A 21,753-nucleotide genomic window follows, 5' to 3' on the forward strand; every position below is an offset into this window, starting at 1 on the left:
CTTGATTCTATGATGTTGCCGGAGACGTCCCGTTATGGGACGGCGATTCCGCCATTTCAAGGGCGGTTCGCGACCTGCGCCGCTTGACGCAAAGGGGCTTTTCATGTCGATACGCCGGCAATGAACCCGCAAGCCGCCAATCCGCAGGACGAAAGCCGTGTCGCGCTGATCGAGCGGCTCGGCATCCGTTCCATCGTGTTCGTCGGATTGATGGGCGCCGGCAAGACGGCAATCGGCCGCAAGACGGCAGGCGCACTCGGGCTCACCTTCATCGATAGCGATCAGGAGATCGAGGATGTGTCGCGCATGACCATCCCGGAACTGTTCGAACGTTATGGCGAGACGGAGTTTCGCGCGCTCGAGCAGCGGGTCATTCTTCGCCTGCTGGAACAGGGGCCACAGGTGCTCTCCACCGGCGGTGGCGCTTTCATGAACGAGCAGACGCGCGAGGCGATCGCGGCGCATGGCATTTCGGTATGGCTGAAGGCCGATCTCGACCTTTTGATGGAGCGGGTTTCCAAGAAGCAGAACCGCCCGCTCCTGAAGACCGCCAACCCGCGCGCGACGCTGCAGAAATTGATGGATGACCGTTATCCGACTTACGCGCTGGCCGATATTACCGTGCCGACGCGCGACGAACGCAAGGAAGTGATCGCCGAGGAAGTGATCGCGGCGCTGTGCGGTCATTTCGGCATCCAGAAGACGGTTGCCGCCGACGAGGGACAAGCATGAGCAAGACCGTCACCGTCGAAGTCGGGTTGGGTGACCGTGCATATGAGATCCTGATTGGTCCTGGCCTGCTCGCGCGTGCCGGAGAAACCGTGTCAGCGCGCCTGCCGGGCACGCGTGTGGCGATCATCACCGATGAGAATGTCGCGGCAAGCCATCTCGAGGCGCTGAAGAGCGGGTTGGAGAGCGGTGGCGTTGCCGTTGCTGCCACCGTTACGCTGCCCGCTGGCGAAAAGACCAAGAGCTTCGACCATCTGCAGGAGGTCGTCGACGCAGTGCTTGGCGCCAGGCTGGAACGCCGCGATGCGGTGCTGGCGTTTGGCGGTGGCGTCATTGGGGATCTGGCTGGTTTCGCTGCGGGCATCACAAGGCGTGGCATGGATTTCGTGCAGGTTCCGACCTCGTTGCTGGCCCAGGTCGATTCCTCGGTCGGTGGCAAGACCGGCATCAACAGCGCGCGTGGCAAGAATCTGATCGGCGTCTTCCATCAACCGAAGCTGGTTCTGGCCGACAGCGATGTGCTCGACACGCTGCCGATCCGCGAATTCCGCGCCGGCTACGCCGAACTCGCAAAATATGGTCTGATCGACCGACCCGCCTTCTTCGCATGGCTGGAAAAGAACTGGCGGGAGGTCTTTGACGGCGGCGACGCCCGCATCGAGGCGATTGCCGAAGCCTGCCGCGCCAAGGCCGATGTCGTGGCGCGCGACGAGTTCGAGACGGGCGATCGCGCGCTGCTCAATCTGGGCCATACCTTCGGCCATGCGCTGGAGGCTGCAACGGCTTATGATGGCGCCAGGCTGGTGCATGGCGAAGGCGTGTCGATCGGCATGGTGCTGGCGCATCGTTTCTCCGCTCGCCTGAACCTGGCGAGCCCGGACGATGCCGCGCGCGTCGAGACGCATCTGAAGGCTGTCGGCCTGCCGACGCGCGTCGCCGACATCCCCGGCGACCTGCCGAGACCGGAAAAACTGTTCGATTACATAACCCAGGACAAGAAAGTGTCGCGCGGCGCGCTGACTTTCATCCTGACGCGTGGCATCGGGCAATCCTTCATAGCCAAGGATGTGCCTGCCTCGGAAGTCGTGGCGTTCCTGCGGGACAGCCTTGAATGACCGAGTTGGCGGGATGGATCATTGCCGGCGGGCTGGTCGTCCTCGCGCTGCTGGCCGTTCTTTTCCGAAAGCCGCTGCTCGGCTCCTTCGGCCTGCAACTGATCAGCCGGAAGCGGCGCCGCCTGACACAGCAGGAGGCCCGCGCCGTGATCTCACGGCTGCGCAGCGAGGCGAAAGCCATGAAAGAGGACCGCACCCGCGTCGAGGCGCTTCTGGCGTTGCGCGAGCTGGAAGTCTCGGACGTCATGGTTCACCGCACCAACATGCGCTCCGTCAATGCCGACAATGCGCCCGAAGCGATCGTGCGCGAAGTGCTGCAGAGCCCGCACACCAGGCTGCCGCTTTGGAAGAGTTCGCTCGACAACATCGTCGGCATCCTGCACGCCAAGGACCTGCTGCGCGCACTCAACGAGGTGGACAACGACTTCTCCAGGATCGACATCCTGAAGATCGCGGCGAAGCCGTGGTTCGTGCCGGACACCACCAGTCTCGAGGAGCAGCTCAACGCCTTCCTGCGCCGAAGGGCTCATATCGCCATCGTCGTCGACGAATATGGCGAGGTTGAAGGTTTGCTGACGCTGGAGGACATCATCGAGGAAATCGTTGGTGAAATATCCGACGAGCATGACATCGATGTCCAGGGTGTGAAGCAGGAGGCCGACGGCTCGGTGGTCGTGGAAGGCACGGTGTCGATCCGCGATCTCAATCGCGCGCTGGGCTGGGCGTTGCCGGACGAGGAGGCTACGACGATCGCTGGCCTCATCATTCACGAGGCGCAGTCGATTCCGGTGGAGAAGCAGGCCTTCACGTTCCACGGCAAGCGCTTCCTGGTCATGAAGCGCGACAAGAACCGCATCGCCAGGATCAGGATCAGGCCGGCGTCCGTGGAGATCCAGCAGCAAGAGGTCCAGAAGCTGCCGTAACGCTTGGCCAGAACAGGCGGGCGACAACGTATGCAGCCAGGGCACCGAGGCACTGTGCCACGATCCAGCCCGCGACATCTGCCAGCCGGATGCCCGCCGCCGTTGCCGTGAAAGCGCGTGCCAGTGTCATCGCTGGATTGGCGAAGGACGAGGACGCGGTGAACCAGTAGGCGGCGGCGATGTAAAGGCCGACCGCTGCAGCAGTGGCGCCGGGCTTGCGCGCTGCGCATGCGAACACGACCAGCAACAGGCCGAAGGTCGCCACGGCTTCAGAGAGCCACATGCCGAAGCTGTCGCGTGCCGTCGAAGAAAGCTGCAACACCGGCTGTTCGAACATGGCATGCGCCAGCCAGATGCCGATGACCGCGCCGATGATCTGGGCGAGGATGTAGGGGGCGCACTCCCGCCAAGCGAAATCTCCGGCAGCGGCAAGTCCCAGGCTGACGACGGGATTGATATGTGCGCCCGATACGGGTCCGAAAGCGGAGATCAGCACGAAGAGCATGCCGCCGGTCGAGGTCGAGGTGACAAAGAGGGCAAAGGCCGGATTGTCGGGCGCCAGTGTCGTGCCCATGATGGTCGAGCCGATAACCGTTGCGAGCAGCAGGGCCGTTGCCAGCGCCTCCGCTACCAATCGCGTATGAAGTGGCATGTTGCTGATCTCCCCCAGCCTGGGAATTTCCCAAGCCGAGGAGAAGACGTCTAGTCCCGGCGGACGAAGAAGTGTTTCAAAGTTTTGGATTACCAGCGCGTCTTTTCGCCAGGTGCAGCTGGCTCGATCGCCAGCGCGTGCAGGCCGGCTTTCATCTCGTCGGCAAGCAGGGCGTTGACGGCACGGTGGCGTTCGATGCGGCTCAGGCCGGAAAAAGCAGGCGAAACGATGCGGATGCGGAAATGCGTTTCGCCGGTGCCGTCGAAGGTGGCGTGGTGGTCGCTCTCGACATGGTGGTGACCGGCGTGAAGGTGGCTTTCGTTGACGACGGCCAGTCTTTCAGGCGCAAAAGCATCGGTCAGCTTTTTTTCCATCGCCGTTTGCATGGACATTGTCGTTCTCCTTCACCACATAGCCACGATCACCAGCAATTTTCGTCGCCGGCCGGCTGTCGTTTGCCCCGCTTAAGCCGCGATTCAGCGGTTAGGGCGATGATCGCCGAAATGTCAATTCTTGTATCGTCGGGCGAACAGCCCATAAATGGGGTCAGATGAAGCCCTATCCAAAATATTTCGAAAAACTCCGCATTCGTCCCGAGAAAGACGCGGAGCTGAAGTCGCGCGCCCCGACATGCCAATGGGATGGCTGCAAGGAGCCCGGTACGCATCGCGCACCGGTCGGGCGCATGGCCGAGGGGCAGTATTTCAAGTTCTGCTTCGACCATGTGCGCGAGTACAACAAGGGCTTCAATTATTTTTCGGGTGTCCCCGATTCCGAAATCGCGCGTTTCCAGAAAGAAGCGGCGACTGGGCATCGCCCGACCTGGACCATGGGCACCAATGGCGGCACCCATACCGCACCGGATTTCGCCAAGCAGCGTTCCGGCCGTGCCGGCTACCACAACCGCATGCGCGATCCCTACAACCTGTTCAACGAGCCGCGAGACCACGGCGCTCCGCGCGAACGCAAGGCAAAGCCGCTTGAGGCCAAGGCGCTGGAAACGCTTGGCCTTGACACAAAGGCGACTGGCCAAGAGATCAAGGCGCGGTATAAGGAACTCGTGAAACGCCACCATCCGGATGCGAATGGTGGCGACAGAGGTTCGGAAGACCGGTTCCGCGATGTGCTGCAAGCCTATCGCGTGCTCAAGCAGGCAGGCCTGTGTTGAGCTCAAGCTGAGCTGAGGTCGTGCCTTTTTCCAACTATCCTCGAGTTGGAAAAGGTTTTATGACCGCCCCGAACAATTTGGGTTGCCGGCGAAGCGCAACGCTTCGCCCGTGGAGACGTTGAGACGCATGAACAAGGTCGATCGCGATATCGCCAACCTGCCCGACACGACGGTGTCGGTGAAGGAAAAATTCGGCTTCGAATCCAAGATGGTCGTGCCAGCCTATTCGGTGGCCACCGAGCATGTGCCGGACATCGATCCGGACTATCTGTTCGACCAGCACACCACGATGGCGATCCTCGCCGGCTTTGCCTACAACCGACGCGTCATGGTGTCCGGCTATCACGGCACCGGCAAGTCGACGCATATCGAGCAGGTTGCAGCCCGCCTCAACTGGCCCTGCGTGCGTGTCAACCTCGACAGCCATGTCAGCCGTATCGACCTCGTCGGCAAGGACGCGATCGTCGTCAAGGAAGGCATGCAGGTCACGGAATTCCGGGACGGCATCCTGCCTTGGGCCTACCAGCACAATGTCGCGCTCTGCTTCGACGAATACGATGCCGGCCGTCCGGACGTGATGTTCGTGATCCAGCGCGTTCTGGAAAGCTCGGGCCGCCTGACCCTGCTCGACCAAAGCCGTGTCATCCGGCCGCACCCAGCCTTCCGCTTGTTTGCCACCGCCAACACGGTCGGTCTCGGCGACACCACCGGCCTCTACCACGGCACGCAGCAGATCAACCAGGCGCAGATGGACCGCTGGTCGATCGTGACCACGCTGAACTACCTGCCGCATGACAATGAAGTCGCGATCGTGCTGGCCAAGGCCAAGCACTACAAGAACGACAAGGGCAAGGACATCGTCAACAAGATGGTCCGCGTCGCCGACATGACGCGTTCAGCCTTCATCAATGGCGACCTGTCTACCGTCATGAGCCCGCGTACCGTCATCACCTGGGCCGAAAACGCCGAGATCTTCGGTAATGTCGGCATGGCGTTCCGCTTGACCTTCCTGAACAAGTGCGACGAGCTGGAGCGTTCGGTGGTGGCCGAGTTCTATCAGCGTGCTTTCGGCGAAGACCTGCCGGAGAGCTCCGCCAACGTGGTGCTTGGCTAAACAGGACGTTCCATGGCCGGCCCCGGCGACAATACGCGCAACAAGCCGAAGAACGGCTCGGACACGGATGCCTTCAAACGCGCCGTGACTGTGTGCATGCGAGCCATCTCCGGCGACAAGGATATGGAAGTCGGCTTCGCCAAAGAGCGCCCGGCGCTGGCCGGCAGTCGCGCCCGCCTGCCGGAATTGCCGAAGAAGGCATCAGCGGTCGACATCGCGGTGACGCGCGGCCTCGGCGATTCCATGGCGCTGAAACGCGCCTGCCATGATGTCCGCATCCACACCAAGCTGGCGCCAGAAGGCAAGCAGGCGCGCGCCATCTTCGATGCCGTCGAGCAGGCTCGCGTCGAGGCGATCGGCTCGCGCATGATGGCCGGCGTTGCCGACAATATCGGCACGATGCTGGAAGACAAATATGCCAAGGCCAATCTGGCCGATGTGCGCGACCGCGCCGACGCACCGCTTGAGGAAGCGTTGGCGCTGATGGTGCGCGAAAAATTGACCGGTCGCGCGGTGCCGAAGAGCGGCGAGCGTTTGGTCGATCTCTGGCGGCCGTGGGTCGAGGACAAGGCCGGCGCCGATCTCGACGGGCTGGCTGGAAAGCTGGAAGACCAGCAGGCATTCGCTCGCGTTGTCCGTGAGATGCTCGTTTCCATGGAAATGGCCGAGGAACTCGGCGACGACCAGGAAACCGAAGACACCGAGGACGACAACGAAAACCAGCCGCAGGGCGAAGAGCAGAGCGAGGAAGGCGGCGAGGACGATTCCGGCTCCGACCAGTCGCAGGCCGAAGACGCCGACGCCTCCGACGATGACGAGGATTCCGCCGAAGCCGAGGCGACGGACGCCACTTCGCAGGATCTGTCCGACGAAGAAGAGGCCGATGCCGAGACCCCCGGAGAGGCCAAGCGCAACGACAATCCGTTCGCCACGATTTCCAAGGACGTCGATTACAAGGTCTTCACCACTGCCTTCGACGAGACGGTAGGGGCGGAGGAACTGTGCGACGAGGAGGAACTCGACCGCCTGCGCGCGTTTCTGGACAAGCAGCTCGCCAATCTCCAGGGCGTGGTCGGCCGGTTGGCCAACAGGCTGCAGCGCCGTTTGATGGCGCAGCAGAACCGTTCCTGGGATTTCGATCTGGAGGAAGGCTATCTCGACCCGGCGCGTCTGGTGCGCGTCGTCATCGATCCGATGCAGCCTTTGTCCTTCAAGCAGGAACGCGACACCAAGTTCCGCGATACGGTAGTGTCGCTGGTGCTCGATAATTCAGGCTCGATGCGTGGCCGGCCGATCACCGTGGCGGCGACTTGTGCCGACATCCTGGCGCGCACGCTGGAGCGTTGTGGCGTTTCGGTGGAGATCCTTGGCTTCACGACCCGGGCCTGGAAGGGCGGGCAGGCGCGCGAGAAGTGGCTGAAGGACGGCAAGCCGCCGGCACCTGGCCGCCTCAACGACCTGCGCCACATCGTCTACAAGTCGGCTGATGCCCCCTGGCGTCGCGCGCGGCGTAACCTCGGCCTGATGATGCGCGAGGGCCTGCTCAAGGAGAATATCGACGGCGAAGCGCTGCTGTGGGCGCACAACCGGCTTATCGCCCGGCCCGAGCAGCGCAAGATCCTGATGATGATCTCCGACGGCGCGCCGGTCGACGATTCCACGCTTTCGGTCAATCCGGGCAATTATCTGGAGCGGCACCTGCGCGCGGTTATCGAGCTGATCGAAGATCGGTCGCCGGTGGAACTGCTTGCCATCGGCATCGGTCATGACGTGACGCGATATTATCGCCGCGCCGTCACCATCGTCGATGCCGAAGAACTGGCCGGCGCGATGACCGAACAGCTCGCTTCGCTGTTCGGCGAGGAGACCGCGCGCGACATGCGCCGCGGTGGTTTCAGGCGCGCTTCGTGAGCCGGAGTGCTTTTCGCGCAATAGCGCGGCTTGCGAATATGGCGTTTGCATCTGTGCTGGTTGCTACGGTTTCAGCCGTTGCCGCCGCCCGCGAACCCGTCGAGCCGGTTGAAATCAGCGTGCGGCAGATCACGCAGTTCCATATCGGCCGTGACGAAAGGAAATTCGGCCCGCTGGAATTCGTCGGCGGGCTTGAGATGACGGGCTCGTCGCGCGATTTCGGTGCACTGTCGGCGTTCCGTTTTCTCACTCCGGGCAGCGATTTCATCGGCGTGACCGATACCGGCTTCTGGTATTTCGGCTCGATCGCCCGCATGGCGCAAGGTCAGCCCTTTGCCATCTTCAACTTCACCATGCAGCAGATGGTGGATGCGGCAGGGCGACCGATCGACAAGAAATGGGAAGTCGACGCCGAAGGCCTGAACGTCACGGACGGTATCGCCACGGTCGGGTTTGAGCGCAACCATCGCGTCGCGCAATTCAAGATCGACCCCACCGGCATGAAGGCACCGTTCAAGCTGCTCGACTTCGTCGTGCCCGAGAACGAGTTGCGCAGGAATCGCGGCTTCGAGACCGTGACGCGTGCACCGGCCGAGGGCCCGCTGAAAGGCGCGCTTGTGGTGGTGTCTGAAAAGAGCCTCGACAAAAGCGGCAACATCTACGCTGCGATCATCGAAGGACCGGGCAAAGGTATCTTCACGGTCAAGCGCAATGGCGAGTTCGACATCACCGACGGCGCGTTCCTTCCCGGTGGCGATCTGCTGCTGCTGGAGCGTTCGTTCTCGATGGCCGGTGGCGTCAAGATGCGCCTGCGTCGCATCGCTGGTGCCGAGATCGCCAAGGGCAAGGTCGCCGATGGCGCCGTGCTGCTGGAGGCCGATATGGCTTACCAGATCGACAACATGGAAGGATTGGATGTCTGGCGCCGCGACGATGGCAAGTTGATCGTATCGCTTGTGTCCGACGACAATCACTCCATCCTGCAGCGCAACCTGTACTTGGAATTCATCCTCAGCGAGGAGTGAGAGGTTCTGCTGCCCGCGCCTCGGCTACGGCCTTGATGCCTTCGAGCCAGGATTTGATGCGCGCGGCAAGCTCCAGGTCGTCAATTTGCGGAGCAATCTTCTGCGCATCGAGCGTCTCGTCGCAACTCAGATGCGTGCCTGCCTCCTTCGGCGCGAACCGATAGACATGCGTCATGATCAGCCCTGGCAGGCTGGTCGTCCACGTCAGCAGACGATCTGGCGCGATCGGTCCGAATTTGGATGCCAGCTTGATTCCGCCCGTCGCCCAAATGAAGGTCTCCTCTGGGGCGGCCGGTCCGGGGATCTCGACATCGTGGATATCGCCGCGAATGCGAGGCCAGTTGGCGACATCGGCAAGCACTGACCAGACTGTATGCACTGGCGCGCCAATGTCGATGGCGCCGCTGGCCCGGACGGGTGCGTTTGGGTCGGTGCGCCCTTGCCTCGTGTAGGCAGCGTGGACTTCCTCCATCCTATCGTCGACAGGGGTTCGCGTCATTGTGAGCTCCTCCAGCTTGCAACGGACAAATGTGTCTGATCGTCACCGGTTTCCAGAGGCTGGCTCGTCGGTTCCAGTGCCAGGACGCAGAGGTATCCAAGAGGCCGGACTCGCCGTATGATCGCTCGGTGTTCGGGGAGCTCGAATGCCAGCCGACGTTACCGACCTGATCGATCGTTATTGCGCTGTCTGGAACGAAGCCGACGATGCGCGGAGGGCAACACTCCTGCACGCGGTCTGGGCCAAGGATGCGACCTATACCGATCCGCGCGCGGACACGACAGGCGCCGAAGAATTGCTGGCCCATATCGTCAGGGTGAGGGCCAGCCGGCCCGGCGCGCGGATCGAACGCACCACCGCTGTCGACATGCATCACGGCATCGCACGTTTCGGCTGGCGCGTCGTCGAGGCCGACGGCACCGAGCTGCCCGAAGGGCTCGACATTGCCGTTATCAGCCCGGACGGCAGCCATATCGACAGCATCATCGGATTCTTCGGGCCGCTGCAGGCTTCGAAGTGATAGCCGTGTCCGCCGTTAGAGCATGATCCCTAGAGCGTTTCCGTTTTTTCACGGAAACGCTCTAGGCGCGGCTGGGCGCGACGGAACCCAAGCGTTCGGGTTTCTCGAGTTCAAGGCACATGACGGTTTCGTCACCGAGGATCTGGCCTGTCTCCCGAAAGCCTTCCTGCCGATAGAATGCAGCCGCGGCGCGGTTTTCCTGAACGACGCCGAGATAAATGGCGTCGCAGCCGGGAATGGCGGACATACGTTCGACCACGGCTCGCAGGCCGGCACGACCATAGCCGCGCTTCTGGAAGCGCTGGTCGATCATCAGGCGATAGATCCACCAGTTTCCGTCGTCGGCGTCCAGCGTGTACATGGCGAAGCCGACCAGGTCGCCATCGGCGGCTGGGTCGTGCTGGTTGCCCGTAAAGATGCCGAGCGGCACGCAGGCGGGGTTCTCGTCGGCTTCTTCCAGGGATTCGGCGTTGGTCGCGACGAAATCGTTTTGGTCATCGGCAACACTGAGGGCAACAGCGGCCTGGCGCTCGGCTGCGCCGAGCGGCCTCACAACTACAGTCATTTGCTCTGATCCCGTCAGCTAGAGCGTCTCCGTTTTTCACGGAAACGCTCCAATTCATTGTTTCGACGCAATTCCGGACGCAAAACCGCTACGCACTTTTGCTAAAATTGCTCTAAAGCTTCGTCATTCGAAGACCGGGCGGAAGAAGGAACGTTCATAGCTCAGGAAACACTGGGTTTCCTCATAGTAGCGCATCGCGGCCTGGCACTCCGGATCCGTCGCAGCCTTTGTCCGGTATTCTTCATAGGCCGCCAGGCTGGGGAAGGTGAACAGGGCAAGCGCGACGTTGCTCGCACCTTCCGACGGCAGGAAATAGCCGTGGTGGTTGCCGCCGAATTTCTCGACAAGTGGAATCCACAGTCGGCCGTAGTGCTCGAATTCCTTCAGTCGTGCGGGGTTGAGGATATAGCGGAGGTAACAGGTGACCATGATTTTCCCGGCAATCTGTTGAGCGCGGAGAAAAACAGCATCGCCGATCGCCCGATAGAGCCAGCGACTTCTTTGCGATAGCCGTAGTTCGAGTGTCTCCGCTTTTTACCGAAACGCGGAAACGCTCAAAGTTTTGTTTTCGCTGCATTTTTGTAAAACCAAGTGATCCCACTTGGCTTTACAAAATGCCTTATCGCGGTTTGACGGCGAGCCAGATGGTGTGCTTGGCGCCGCGCTTGCCGTGGGCGCGTACGGTCAATGCCTCGGCCGAGAAGCCGCTCTGTTGCAGGCGGCGGGTGAAGCCGCGGTCCGGACCGGAAGACCAGACGGCCAGCACACCACCTGGCTTCAGTGCGGTGCGCGCGGCCTTGAGACCGGCGAAGCCGTAGAGCGTGTCGTTGCTGTCCTGGGTCAGCCCTTCGGGTCCGTTATCGACATCGAGCAGGATGGCATCGAATTCCAGGCGGGCAGCGTCGATCAGACGGCCGACATCGCTTTGCCTGACGATGACGCGCGCATCGTCGAGGCAGCCGTTGAAGATGTCGGACATCGGGCCCTGTGCCCAGGCAATCACCGCCGGCACAAGTTCGGCGACGGTGACCTTCGCGTCGCTGCCGATTTCAGCAAGCGCGGCACGCAGGGTGAACCCCATGCCGAGGCCGCCAACCAGGACATGGATGTGGTCGCGCTTGCCGAGTTTCTCCAGCGAGAGCCGGGCGAGCGCCTGCTCGGAGCCACTGAGACGGCTGTTCATCAGCTCGTTGGAGCCAAGCATGATGGAGAATTCGCTGCCGCGCCGTTTCAGCCGCAGTTCCTGTTTGCCGTCAGGCGTCCTGGCGGCGTCGAGTTGTTCCCACGGTATCAAGGCTGGACCGTGACCGGCTGGCTCCAGCGTGCCGCGATCAGTCGGTAGGGAATCAGCGCGACGACGGCGATGATCAGCTTCACCGACAGGTCACCCAATGCCCAGGACAGCCAGCGCATGGTTTCCACCGAGAACAGCCCGAGCAGCGGTGCATTCTCTAGCGCGAAGGCGTCGTCGGGGCCAATGAAGGCGAAGGCCGCGGAAAAGGCGATCGAGAAGAAGATCAGCGTGTCGAACACCGAGCCGACGAGAGTGCCAAAGATCGGCGCGCGCCACCAGCTCTGGCGGCGCAGCCAGTTGAACACAGTGACATCCAGAAGCTGTGCGGTCAGGAAGGCGGCTCCGGAAGCGCAGGCGATGCGCACCAGACGGGCAGCTGCCGTGTCGAACTCGATCAGGCCGGCACGGAACAGGAGCGGCGGCGCCACGATGGAGCAGGCGACGGCAGCCATGAAGCCGACAAAGACGATGCGGCGGGCCACAGCCGGGCCATAGCGGCGGTTGGCGAGATCGGTGACGAGGAAGGCAAACGGATAGGTGAAGGCGCCCCAGGTGAGGATGTCGGCGAGCGACAATACCCCGATCTGTCCCTGCATCGGAAACTGAACGAGGATGTTGGAAGCCACGACGACAATCGCCATGGCAATCACGAAAGGCAGATACTGCGAAAGGAAACGCATTTTTTTATCCTGGGTAATGGAACCAGCGGAGCGCCCGGCCGGGACGGGCGGCGCATCCTGCATTCGAGCATCGGATGGATCAGGCTAGGCCAGGGCCAGTCCGATGCTCAGGCGGTCGTCCCCCGCCCGAGCAGAAATCAGGCGGCTTCCTGGCCTGCAGTCTTCTTGGCGATCTGCTTCTTCAGCAGGCGAGCGCGCTGCGACAGTTCCTTCACATCGGCCTTGGCCAGGAAAGCGTCGAGGCCACCGCGATGCTCAACCGAACGCAGGGCGTTGGCCGAAATGCGCAGGCGAACGTTCTGGTTCAGCGCTTCAGAGATCAGCGTGACATTGACCAGGTTCGGCAGGAAGCGGCGCCGGGTCTTGTTGTTGGCGTGGCTCACATTGTTGCCGGTCTGGACGGCTTTGCCGGTGAGTTCGCAAGCGCGGGACATTTTTGCTACCTTCAGTTCATACCGGCCAAACCTTCGAGCCACGCCAGATGGCGCGCGATGCTCTCGGCGGCCTTAAGGAAAAAGTTGGCGTTCCATAGTGCCATTTCGTGTGGGCGTCAAGCGTTGTTCGGCTTAGGAACCGGCCTGTCACCAGTGGCGGCGCAGCTTACGAGCCCCGCTCCGCGGCACGCCTGCGTGACCTATCACCTGTCGAACGGTCTTTCGAGGCTTGGAGGGCGGTCCGCATCGCCATGAGGAACAAGACGATAGCGCCTAGCCCGAAGACAACATTGCCGGTCAATGCGACGGTGACGGGGATATCGAGGGATTGGGCATGCAGGAAACCGACCCAGACATAGTTCATGAGAGCGCCGCCGGCGAGGGCGGTCCTTTGAACAGGGCCCCATTGCGGAGAACGGGACCACTGTAAGATCAGCAGCAAACCGGCCAAGACGGGAACGAACCAGAGCCCGACTGCGAACCAGTTGGATGTCAATTCGGCAATGAAGTCTCGTGCTATGAGCAGGCTGGTGAGGAAAAAACTCAACAGGCCGACTGTTCGCGGCGCGGGTATCTCCGTTGCTGTGCGGACTGACGGCGCTGGCACGGCGAAGGCCGTGGCCATGAGAACGACAATGACGAGGCCTGCTGCGGCGAACTGGGGCGGTGTGGCGATGAATTTTTCCGATTCGATCTGGCTATAAGTCAGGAAGGCTGAGCCGGCGATGAAAATTCCCGCCGCGATGGCAAGGCCGAGCCGCCCGAGCCACGGACGCTCCGGTTCCGGGTCGAATGCCTCGATCAGGGCGATCGGCACGGCTATACTCCAGACGGTATGGAGCGTCAGGACATCCTGGATGAGGCTGATGCTGGTGCCGAGCGCGTCGACGCGGGTATCGCCGTAGGCAGCGGCCATGTCGATGCCGCCATAATGCGGGTTCCAGAACATCTGGTCGATCGGACCTTCCTCCAGCACCGCGTACGCGGCAGCGAGGAGGAGGATCATTGGCCAGCCTCGGCCAAGATGGCGGGAGACGTCTCGGATCAGAAGCGCGCCACATCCGTACAAAGGCGCAAGCAGAACGATGCCGCCGAGGCCTGTTATGGACTGGTTGCCAAGAAGCCACTCGCCGACGAGCGGTGCAAGCAGCACGAGCGATATGGCCAGGATGATGGGGCGACGCTTTGCGGACGGCATTTGATGAACCGAGCCTTCGAAGAGGAGGGAGCGCAGTTCTTAATAATAGAGTACGTACTCTATTATTCAAGCATGCGGAACAGGGCGGCGGCACGAACGTCCCGTTCTTCCGTAGGAGGCACCTTGAGCGGAGCGGCTACGCGGATGCTTGCTCGCGGTTGAGCCGCACATTGCCAAAGCCGGAATCGGCAACAGTGCTGCACAGATCGAACCATTCGCAGCCATGGCAGGCCTGGCGCGTCGTGCCGGCATGAAAGGCCTCGCGCATCTGTTTGATCGTCGATGCATCGAGCGAAAAGCGCTCGCCTTCGCGAATCGGGCGGCCAATCAAAGCCTCGACCGCATGGGCGGCGAGACGATCGCGTTCGGGCACGGTGTCGCGGAAACAATGGGCGTCGGTATCGCCCAGCAGCGGCCGGCAGATGTCATCCGGGCCGGCGACGAGGACCATGTCCTCGCCGCTGTTCAGTCGTTGCACCACCTGGTCGTAGCCTTTGGTGAAGGCCACGCTGTAACCCTTGCCGACATAGGTCAGCATGCACAGCAGGTGGTGAGCGCGGATGCGGACGGTCACGTCAGCTCCGCAGAAGAAGGTCTCAGAGCGAGATCTTGCCGCGGCGCACGGCTTCGATGGTCGCGGTGGCCAGAACGGCCTTCAGGATGCCGCCCAGCACGAACGGGGCGAAACCGAAGGTATAGGCCTTTTCCGCGCCGATCATGCCGGCCAGGACCAACGTGCCGAACACCAGGATGAAGGCGTTGCCGGCCAGCATGGCGACGACGTTGCGAACGAGGCGGCCTTCGGCAGTCCAGCCGCGCTCGGCCAGCCAGCCGACGAAGGCAGCGGCGATCGGGAAAGCGGCGAGATAGCCTGCGGTCGGGCCGGCGAAGTAGGCGAGACCACCAGCGCCACCAGCGAGAACCGGGAAGCCGATCGCGGCTTCACCGAGCCAGGCCAGAACGGTGACGAGGCCAAGCCGCCAGCCAAAAAGCGCGCCGACCAGCGTGACGGCGAAAGTCTGCATTGTCATCGGCACCGGGAACATCGGCACCTCGATCCAGGAGGAGGCGGCGAGGAACAGTGTGCCCAGGAAGACCGCGACCGCCTGGACGGTGAGCGAACGGCCAGCAAGGCGCAAGGGGACGAAAGTGGTGGAAGCTGCGGCGGGAGCGTTCATCGGGCCTCTCCGGGTCAAATTTTGGTTCGCCGGCTCTCCGGCGTTTTGCAGGATGCATATTTCACAGGCTGATGGTGCAACGCAACAGCATTTGCGGCGTTGAGGGATATGCCATGCATCATGCCGTCAGATGGCTGGGCTGTGCCCCATAGATTCGCCGGATTTGCCCGCTTGAGAAGCCATCAAGCAATTCCAGGAAAAATGGAAACGCTCAAGGGACATCCTGGCTGTTTCCAGAGCCGATCGTGAAAGGACCGACGTTTCGATGCCGCGCCCGACCCTTATCCTTGCTATCCTGCTTGCCGGCACCACCATGGCCACCCCCGCGGCTCATGCGCAGGAAGCCTTTCATGGCGAATACACGATTTCCTTTCTTGGCATCACAGTGGCGCGATCGAGCTTCGACAGCCGCTACGAAGGTGACAAATACACGATCGACGGCAGCGCCTCGGCAGCCGGCCTGGCACTGCTTTTCGACGACACGACCGGTACGCTGACGGCGACTGGCCGCTTTTCACGCTCGAGCATCCAGCCGCAGGCATTCCGTGCGGACTATACATCGGGCAAGAAGGTCTCGATGGTCGACATCCGCTTCTCCGGCGGGGCGGTTTCTTCCTCCAAGGTCCTGCCGCCGCCAAAACCGCGCGGCGATGACTGGCTGCCGCTCGATGCCGGGGATTTGAAAGGCGTTGCCGACCCGATCGGCGCGACGGTCATCCGTGCCGGCAGCCTGGACGAGGTCTGCGGACGCACGGTGAAGATGTATGACGGTGAGATGCGCGCCAATCTGGTGTTGACCCCGGTCGGCAAGGGCAAGATGGCGGTGAAAGGCTATCAGGGGCCGACCGTGACCTGCCGGATGACATTCCAGCCGGTGTCCGGCTATGCACAGCGGCGCAAGGCGTTGAAGTTCCTGCGCGACCGCTCCAAGATCATGGTGACGTTTGCGCCGCTCGGCCAAACCGGGATATATGCGCCTATCCATGCCACGGTCGGCACGGAGATTGGCACGATCACCGTCAAGGCGCGACGGTTCGAGGCGAAAAGCTAGGCGCGCTAAGATGCGCCACCGGAGGGGGCATGGCGCGCGCGACACTGCTTGGCTTCTCGGCCGTTGCGATGTGGGCATTGCTGGCCCTGCTCACGGACGCTTCCGGCACGATGCCGCCTTTCCAGCTTTCGGCGATCACGTTTGCCATCGGGACCTGCGTCGGCCTGGTGGCCAGGCTGTTCATGCCGGCGGCCAAGCCGGCACCGATCCCGCCGATCGTTTGGTTGATCGGCATTGCCGGGCTGTTCGGCTATCATTTCTTCTACTTCACCGCACTGCGCAACGCGCCCGCCGTCGAGGCGAGCCTGATCGCCTATCTGTGGCCACTGCTCATCGTGCTGGGCTCAGCGCTGATGCCCGGTGAAAAACTGGCCTGGAACCATGTTGCCGGCGCGCTGCTTGGTCTTGCAGGCACCTTCCTGATCGTCACCAAAGGCGGTGGGCTGGCTTTCGATCCGCGTTACGGCTTCGGCTACGCCATGGCGGCGGTCTGCGCGGTGCTGTGGTCGTCCTATTCGCTGTTGTCCCGGCGCTTTCCGTCCGTGCCGACCACCATCGTCACCTGGTTCTGCCTGGCGACGTCGGCGCTGTCGCTGGTTTGCCATCTGCTGCTTGAACAGACCGTGTGGCCCGCGAATGCCGGCCAGTGGCTGGCCGTGCTCGGCCTTGGCCTGATGCCGGTGGGAGCGGCCTTCTATGCATGGGACATCGGCGTGAAGCGCGGCAACATCCAGGTGCTGGGGGCCGCGAGTTATGCGGCCCCGCTTTTGTCCACGCTGGTGTTGATCGTTGCCGGTTTCGCGGAACCCAGTCTGCGCATCCTTGCCGCCTGCGTACTCATCACCGGCGGCGCCGTACTGGCGGCGAAGTCATTGCTTTTCAGCAGGCGCCGGGCTGTCGAGAACGGAGCTGGCGCATGATGCCCTTTCCCGGCGGTATCGAAGCAACGCCGAACGGTACGCTGATCTTTTCGATCGTGGCTGCCATGCTTTATGGCTTTACCATCGACAGGCCGTCGTCATGGAAGCGTTCAGTGGCCAAGACGCTGGCCGTGGCATTGCTGGCCGCGCTTGCCTGGCTGCAAGGAGGGCCGCTGCTGCTCGTCGTCGCGCTGGCGCTGAGTGCACTGGGCGATGCATTCCTGTCGCAGGATGGCGACAAGGCGTTTCTCGGTGGACTGGGCAGTTTCCTTGCCGCCCATATTGCTTACGTCGCCCTGTTCACCATGGCAGGCGGCGGGTTGCCTGCGCTGACGGGAACGCCCTGGCACGTCGTGGCGGCCGTCATCATGGCCGTTTTCGCGGTCGGCATGCTGCGCCTTCTGTGGCCGCACATCGGTTCGGACCTGAAGGCGCCAGTCGCCATCTATGTCGCCGCGATTTTCGCCATGGGCGTGAGCGCCCTGACCACAAACAGCATGCTGGTGATCGCCGGCGCTGTGCTGTTCATGGCATCGGATGCGCTTCTGGCCATCGATAAATTCCTGGCCGAGGCGGTAGGGCGCTATCGGCTCTGGATGCGTTATGCGGTGTGGGCGCTCTACTATCTGGCACAACTGGCGATCACGCTCGGCTTCATGCTGTCGGCCTAGAGCATGTCACGCAAAAGTGTGCGCGGCTTTGCGATAGCGACATGCGCAAAATCAAAGACTTGATGTGCAAGGAGCGAATCTGAAGATCGCGACGCGCACTAAGAGGGCTGCCAGTCCGGCGCGGCCATCTCGAACACGGCAAAATTGAAGCCCGGCGCCACGGTGCACCCAACCAGCGTCCAGTCGCCAAGGCTCGTCGCCGTCTGCCACCAGCCCGCCGGCACCACGATCTGTGGTCGCTGGCTGGCGAGAAGATCGGCACCCAGCACATGCCGGGTCACACCATGGCCTTCGCGATGCAGAGAGAGCTCCAAGGGAGCGCCGGCGTGATAGTGCCAGATTTCGGAAGCATCCTTGACCCGGTGCCAGGCCGAAACCTGGCCGCGTTCGAGCAGGAAGTAGATTGCCGTCGAATAGCCACGTCCGCCGCGCGGCGCATCGCGGAAGGTTTCGACATACCAGCCACCTTCGGGATGCGGTTGCATATCGAGAGCAGCGACGATTTCCGCCGGGGTCATGATCAGAACACGTCCTTTCGCTTGCGGATTTCGGCGAAGACCTCGGCCTCGCTGGCCTTCTCCATGCCGAGATGACGGCGGATCGCCGGATCGTGCCAGCGCAGGAACGGGTTGGTCGACAACTCTTCGCCGATCGTCGTGGGCAGGGTCGGTTTGTCGGCGGCGCGCAGCTTTTCGATCTTCGCGGCGCGCTCCTTCAGGGCCGAGTTCGTCGGGTCCACCGTCAGCGCGAAGCGCGCGTTGGACAAGGTGTATTCGTGGCCGCAATAGACTTTTGTTTCAGCTGGCAGCGCGGCAAGCTTTTTCAGCGATTCGAACATCACCGCAGGCGGTGCTTCGAAAAGGCGGCCGCAGCCGAGCGCGAACAGCGTGTCGGCGGTAAAGACAACGCCCGATTGCGGGAAATAATAGGAAACGTGGCCAGCGGTATGGCCTGGCGTGAAGATCACCTCGACGGTCTCTTCACCGAGCTTGAAGCTGTCGCCACCTTTTACGGTACGATCGATGCCGGGGATCTTGGACTTCTCGGCTTCCGGGCCGATGATTTCAAGGTTCAAACGCTGCTTCAGCGTCAGGTTGGCTTCGACATGGTCGGTGTGATGGTGGGTGGTGAGGATCGTCTTCGGAGCCCAGCCGGTACGTTTTATCGCCGCCGTGATCGAGGCTTCCTCTGGTGCGTCGACAAGGGCTACCGCGCCGCTTTTCGGTTCGCGCAACAGCACGCCGAAATTGTCCTGGCGGCACATGAACTGTTCGATTTCGATCGCCATCGCCGGTCTCCTTTGTCGTCCGCACAGATAGGGTGATCGGCCGTTCCTGTCACCCTTTAAAGATACCGACGCGACCCTACTTGTCGGAAGATAAGCTCATCGGCACCGCCGTTTGTTGACACCAGCCTCTCCGCAGATACGGTCCAGCCCATGCATTCGGATATTGTCGACCTGCGCTCCTTCTATGCCTCGCCGCTCGGACAATTGGCCGAGCGCTCGATCACCATGGCGCTCTCGTCGATCTGGGCCTCCGTGCCCAACGAAAGGCTGGTCGGGCTGGGCTATGCGCTGCCCTGGCTAGAGCGTTTCGGTGCCGACACGGAACGGGCTCTCGCCTTCATGCCAGCCACGCAAGGCGCGGTGATCTGGCCGTCCGCTGGGCCGTCGGCGACGGCATTGGTCTTCGATGAGGAGCTGCCGCTGGTCGATTCTTCCGTCGACCGCATGTTGCTGATCCATTCGCTGGAGCATACGGAAAATCCGCGCGAGACGCTGAATGAAGTCTGGCGGGTGCTGGCACCGGCCGGTCACGTCGTTGTCGTCGTGCCGAACCGGCGCGGCGTGTGGGCGCGTTTCGAACACACGCCGTTCGGCACCGGGAGGCCCTATTCGCGCGGGCAGATCGCCGAGCTTCTGCGCGAGGCGAACTTCACCCCGGCCGCATGGTCGGACGGACTTTATTTCCCGCCCTCGCAGCGCCGTTTCATGATGCGCTTCCAGTCACTTTTCGAGAGCGCCGGGCGGCGGATGTGGCCGATCTTTTCCGGGGTCATCGCCGTATCGGCACAAAAGCGACTCTACCAGGGCGTGCCAGTGGCGCAGCGTGCATCGCGCCGGGTTTTCATGCCGGTGTTTTCACCGCAAGGGGCGACTCGGCTGGGGCGGCAAATAAAAGAACCGGACGGCCTCGGGGCGCCTGGAGCACAACGGCGATGAGCGATACGTCCGGCACCGTCCAGGCCGAAATGAGCAGCCTTCGGGATCAACTGGCAACGGTGCGACAGGGACTAAGCCTTTCGCCGGGGCGCCGCGCGCTGCTGATCTTCGCTGGCGGGATTCTGGCGGTGATCCTTGCCACCGCCTATGGCCAGATCCTGCTCAACCGCTGGAACCAGCCCTTTTATGATTCGCTGCAGCGGCGCGACCTGACCGCCTTTCTCGATCAGCTGGGCGTTTTCGCGATGATCGCCGGCGGGCTGCTCGTGCTCAACATCGGCCAGCAATGGCTCAACCAGCGTTTCCGGCTGAAGCTGCGCGAAGCCATGACCACCGATCTGGTCGAGGAGTGGCTGAAGCCGAACCGTGCCTTCCGCGTCGCCAATGCGGGCGCGATCGGCGTCAATCCCGACCAGCGCATGCAGCAGGATGTCGGGCATCTTTCTGATCTGTCGACCGACCTCGGTGTCGGGCTTGTGCAGTCCTTCATCCTGTTGGTGTCGTTCGTGGGAGTGCTCTGGGCACTCTCCTCGGGGTTCGTCTTCAACGTCGGCGGACACGCCATCGCCATTCCAGGCTACATGGTCTGGGCGGCGTTTCTCTATGCCGGGATCGCGTCTTGGCTGAGCTGGCTGGTCGGGCGACCGCTGATCGGGCTGAACAGTGACCGTTACGCGCGCGAGGCGGACCTGCGCTTTTCCATGGTGCGGGTGAACGAAAACATCGATGCCATCGCGCTTTCGCATGGTGAAGCAAGCGAGAAACGGCGGCTGGCGGCGGATCTCGCAGCACTGGTCGCTTCGATCATGCGGATCTTCCGCGCGCAGATCAATCTCGGCTGGGTCACCGACACCTATGGCTGGATCACGGTGGTTGCACCGATCCTGGTGGCGGCACCGGTCTACTTCGCCGGCGACATCACCTTCGGCGGGCTGATGATGGCGGTCGGCGCTTTCAACCAGGTTCATTCCTCGCTGCGCTGGTTCGTCAACAACATCGGCGCCATCGCCGACTGGCGCGCCACGCTGATGCGTGTCGCTGATTTCCGCATGGCGCTGAAGGAGACCGACCAGCTGCACGGCAGCGAACGGCATATCCAGGTGTTCGAGACCAAGGACGGCACCATGGTGTTCGAGGACCTGATCGTCGGGGCGACATCGGGATGCTCGAGACTGGCGGAAAAATCGGTGACGATTAAACCGGGCGAACATGTTCTCGTCACGGGCGATCCGAGTGCCGGCAAGACGCTGTTCTTCCGTGCGGTGGCGGGGCTATGGCCCTGGGGAGCGGGTCGTATCGGCATGCCGGCAAATGCCGATCTCGCCTTCGTTCCGCGAACACCGTATTTTGCACCCGGAACGCTGCGGGAGGTGCTTGTCGATGGGGTGACGGGCATCGATGACGAAAGCGTCAAAAGTGTTTTGGCCGAAGCCGGCCTTGACCATCTCGCACCGTCACTCGACCGGTACGCGCGCTGGGACAGGGAACTCAGTGAGGAGGAGCAGAGGTTGGTGGCCTTTGCCCGGCTCGCCCTGCAGAAACCGGACTGGGTGGTGATCGACGAGGCGATGGATACGTTCAGCGGCACGATCGCCAAGCGCATCTTGGCCATGCTGGGCAAACATCTGCCCAACGCGGGCATCGTCAACATCGGCCGGGGCCAGCACAACTACAACTTCTTCCCACGGGCGCTCGAGATCATCAAATGCGCGGACCTGCCGGCGCTGAAACCGCCGCGGATACGGGCCGGGGCGCTTGAGCCGCCGCCGGTGATCCGCGTGCGCAAGCGCAACGGTAACGGCACCAAACGCAACGGCGTCGGGCATGATCGCGACGCCGAGAAGGCCGAGCGCGTGACTTAGAGCATGATCCCGAAACGTGG

The 21,753-nt window shown here is 62.4% G+C and carries 26 protein-coding genes; 13 read left to right on the forward strand and 13 right to left on the reverse strand.

The window, feature by feature from the left end; all coding sequences use genetic code 11:
* Positions 1-120: 120 nt before the first annotated feature.
* The 3 genes from AC3WTO_RS13890 to AC3WTO_RS13900 are packed head-to-tail and all read left to right on the forward strand — an operon-like array spanning position 121 to position 2,767.
* Positions 121-732, forward strand: coding sequence for a shikimate kinase (locus tag AC3WTO_RS13890; RefSeq protein WP_492461305.1), 612 nt, complete (start codon positions 121-123; stop codon positions 730-732).
* Positions 729-1,844, forward strand: a complete 1,116-nt coding sequence (gene aroB, locus AC3WTO_RS13895) for a 3-dehydroquinate synthase (protein ID WP_492461306.1) — start codon at positions 729-731, stop codon at positions 1,842-1,844. The genes AC3WTO_RS13890 and aroB overlap by 4 nt, the downstream gene beginning before the upstream one ends.
* Positions 1,841-2,767 carry a transporter associated domain-containing protein gene (locus AC3WTO_RS13900; RefSeq protein WP_492461307.1) on the forward strand — a complete coding sequence of 309 codons (927 nt, stop codon included), beginning with the start codon at positions 1,841-1,843 and terminating at the stop codon, positions 2,765-2,767. Before aroB ends, AC3WTO_RS13900 begins: the two co-directional genes overlap by 4 nt.
* Here AC3WTO_RS13900 and AC3WTO_RS13905 read toward each other — a convergent pair.
* Together AC3WTO_RS13905 and AC3WTO_RS13910 are read right to left on the reverse strand one after the other, a co-directional pair.
* A complete protein-coding gene (locus AC3WTO_RS13905) occupies positions 2,715-3,419 on the reverse strand; it encodes an aquaporin (protein WP_492461308.1) in 705 nt (234 codons plus the stop codon). The two genes, AC3WTO_RS13900 and AC3WTO_RS13905, sit on opposite strands and share 53 nt — an antisense overlap.
* A gap of 89 nt (positions 3,420-3,508) precedes the next feature.
* On the reverse strand, positions 3,509-3,811 hold the full coding sequence (locus AC3WTO_RS13910; protein WP_492461309.1) for a BolA family protein: 303 nt from the start codon (positions 3,809-3,811) through the stop codon (positions 3,509-3,511).
* A 158-nt stretch (positions 3,812-3,969) separates the two neighbouring features.
* Here AC3WTO_RS13910 and AC3WTO_RS13915 point away from each other — a divergent pair, with 158 nt between their 5' ends.
* The 4 genes from AC3WTO_RS13915 to AC3WTO_RS13930 all read left to right on the forward strand — a co-directional run bounded on the left by AC3WTO_RS13915 (position 3,970) and on the right by AC3WTO_RS13930 (position 8,637).
* Entirely contained in the window at positions 3,970-4,587 is a 618-nt protein-coding gene (locus AC3WTO_RS13915; protein ID WP_492461310.1) for a J domain-containing protein, read from the forward strand.
* Positions 4,588-4,714: 127 nt separating this feature from the next.
* Positions 4,715-5,701, forward strand: a complete 987-nt coding sequence (gene cobS, locus AC3WTO_RS13920) for a cobaltochelatase subunit CobS (RefSeq protein WP_239362605.1) — start codon at positions 4,715-4,717, stop codon at positions 5,699-5,701.
* A 12-nt stretch (positions 5,702-5,713) separates the two neighbouring features.
* On the forward strand, positions 5,714-7,612 hold the full coding sequence (cobT, locus tag AC3WTO_RS13925; RefSeq protein ID WP_492461311.1) for a cobaltochelatase subunit CobT: 1,899 nt from the start codon (positions 5,714-5,716) through the stop codon (positions 7,610-7,612).
* A gap of 38 nt (positions 7,613-7,650) precedes the next feature.
* Positions 7,651-8,637 carry an esterase-like activity of phytase family protein gene (locus AC3WTO_RS13930; RefSeq protein WP_492461312.1) on the forward strand — a complete coding sequence of 329 codons (987 nt, stop codon included), beginning with the start codon at positions 7,651-7,653 and terminating at the stop codon, positions 8,635-8,637.
* On the opposite strand, the gene AC3WTO_RS13935 is transcribed toward AC3WTO_RS13930, so the two are convergent.
* A complete protein-coding gene (locus AC3WTO_RS13935; RefSeq protein WP_492461313.1) occupies positions 8,624-9,136 on the reverse strand; it encodes an SRPBCC family protein in 513 nt (170 codons plus the stop codon). The genes AC3WTO_RS13930 and AC3WTO_RS13935 overlap by 14 nt on opposite strands.
* Positions 9,137-9,281: 145 nt before the next feature.
* Between AC3WTO_RS13935 and AC3WTO_RS13940 the strand changes: the two genes are divergently transcribed.
* Positions 9,282-9,656, forward strand: a complete 375-nt coding sequence (locus AC3WTO_RS13940) for a nuclear transport factor 2 family protein (protein WP_492461314.1) — start codon at positions 9,282-9,284, stop codon at positions 9,654-9,656.
* Positions 9,657-9,717: 61 nt separating this feature from the next.
* On the opposite strand, the gene AC3WTO_RS13945 is transcribed toward AC3WTO_RS13940, so the two are convergent.
* From AC3WTO_RS13945 to AC3WTO_RS13980, 8 genes are all read right to left on the reverse strand, one after another.
* Positions 9,718-10,221, reverse strand: a complete 504-nt coding sequence (locus tag AC3WTO_RS13945) for a GNAT family N-acetyltransferase (RefSeq protein WP_492461315.1) — start codon at positions 10,219-10,221, stop codon at positions 9,718-9,720.
* A 123-nt stretch (positions 10,222-10,344) separates the two neighbouring features.
* A complete protein-coding gene (locus AC3WTO_RS13950) occupies positions 10,345-10,650 on the reverse strand; it encodes an NIPSNAP family protein (protein WP_492461316.1) in 306 nt (101 codons plus the stop codon).
* A 190-nt stretch (positions 10,651-10,840) separates the two neighbouring features.
* The gene (locus tag AC3WTO_RS13955; RefSeq protein WP_492461317.1) at positions 10,841-11,515 is read right to left on the reverse strand and encodes a polyamine aminopropyltransferase; all 675 of its coding nucleotides are present in this window, start codon (positions 11,513-11,515) and stop codon (positions 10,841-10,843) included.
* Positions 11,512-12,195, reverse strand: a complete 684-nt coding sequence (locus tag AC3WTO_RS13960; RefSeq protein ID WP_492461318.1) for a queuosine precursor transporter — start codon at positions 12,193-12,195, stop codon at positions 11,512-11,514. Before AC3WTO_RS13960 ends, AC3WTO_RS13955 begins: the two co-directional genes overlap by 4 nt.
* Positions 12,196-12,332: 137 nt before the next feature.
* Positions 12,333-12,629 (reverse strand): 50S ribosomal protein L28, encoded by a 297-nt coding sequence (gene rpmB, locus AC3WTO_RS13965; protein WP_326894662.1) that lies wholly within the window; start codon positions 12,627-12,629, stop codon positions 12,333-12,335.
* A 166-nt stretch (positions 12,630-12,795) separates the two neighbouring features.
* Positions 12,796-13,827 (reverse strand): hypothetical protein, encoded by a 1,032-nt coding sequence (locus AC3WTO_RS13970; protein ID WP_492461319.1) that lies wholly within the window; start codon positions 13,825-13,827, stop codon positions 12,796-12,798.
* Positions 13,828-13,963: 136 nt separating this feature from the next.
* Positions 13,964-14,401, reverse strand: a complete 438-nt coding sequence (locus AC3WTO_RS13975) for a DUF1284 domain-containing protein (RefSeq protein WP_492558416.1) — start codon at positions 14,399-14,401, stop codon at positions 13,964-13,966.
* Positions 14,402-14,423: 22 nt separating this feature from the next.
* Positions 14,424-15,005 (reverse strand): biotin transporter BioY, encoded by a 582-nt coding sequence (locus AC3WTO_RS13980; RefSeq protein ID WP_054313771.1) that lies wholly within the window; start codon positions 15,003-15,005, stop codon positions 14,424-14,426.
* A 265-nt stretch (positions 15,006-15,270) separates the two neighbouring features.
* On the opposite strand from AC3WTO_RS13980, the gene AC3WTO_RS13985 reads away from it, so the two are divergent.
* From AC3WTO_RS13985 to AC3WTO_RS13995, 3 genes are read left to right on the forward strand one after another with little or no spacing between them, the layout of a single operon-like run.
* Complete coding sequence (locus AC3WTO_RS13985; protein WP_492461321.1) at positions 15,271-16,056, forward strand: DUF3108 domain-containing protein; 786 nt, start codon at positions 15,271-15,273, stop codon at positions 16,054-16,056.
* 29 nt (positions 16,057-16,085) lie between these two features.
* Positions 16,086-16,976 (forward strand): aromatic amino acid exporter YddG, encoded by an 891-nt coding sequence (gene yddG, locus AC3WTO_RS13990; protein ID WP_492461322.1) that lies wholly within the window; start codon positions 16,086-16,088, stop codon positions 16,974-16,976.
* Positions 16,973-17,647: a lysoplasmalogenase gene (locus AC3WTO_RS13995; protein WP_492461323.1), complete on the forward strand. Its 675-nt coding sequence runs from the start codon at positions 16,973-16,975 to the stop codon at positions 17,645-17,647. The genes yddG and AC3WTO_RS13995 overlap by 4 nt, the downstream gene beginning before the upstream one ends.
* A gap of 98 nt (positions 17,648-17,745) precedes the next feature.
* Here AC3WTO_RS13995 and AC3WTO_RS14000 read toward each other — a convergent pair whose 3' ends face one another.
* Positions 17,746-18,168: a cupin domain-containing protein gene (locus AC3WTO_RS14000; protein WP_492461547.1), complete on the reverse strand. Its 423-nt coding sequence runs from the start codon at positions 18,166-18,168 to the stop codon at positions 17,746-17,748.
* On the reverse strand, positions 18,168-18,935 hold the full coding sequence (gloB, locus tag AC3WTO_RS14005) for a hydroxyacylglutathione hydrolase (protein WP_492461324.1): 768 nt from the start codon (positions 18,933-18,935) through the stop codon (positions 18,168-18,170). The genes AC3WTO_RS14000 and gloB overlap by 1 nt, the downstream gene beginning before the upstream one ends.
* A gap of 150 nt (positions 18,936-19,085) precedes the next feature.
* On the opposite strand from gloB, the gene AC3WTO_RS14010 reads away from it, so the two are divergent.
* Positions 19,086-19,871 carry a class I SAM-dependent methyltransferase gene (locus AC3WTO_RS14010; RefSeq protein WP_492461325.1) on the forward strand — a complete coding sequence of 262 codons (786 nt, stop codon included), beginning with the start codon at positions 19,086-19,088 and terminating at the stop codon, positions 19,869-19,871.
* On the forward strand, positions 19,868-21,733 hold the full coding sequence (locus AC3WTO_RS14015) for an ABC transporter ATP-binding protein/permease (RefSeq protein ID WP_492461326.1): 1,866 nt from the start codon (positions 19,868-19,870) through the stop codon (positions 21,731-21,733). The genes AC3WTO_RS14010 and AC3WTO_RS14015 overlap by 4 nt, the downstream gene beginning before the upstream one ends.
* The last annotated feature ends 20 nt before the right edge of the window (positions 21,734-21,753 follow it).

The organism is Mesorhizobium sp. EU05-FHT14A09, assembly GCF_058790995.1.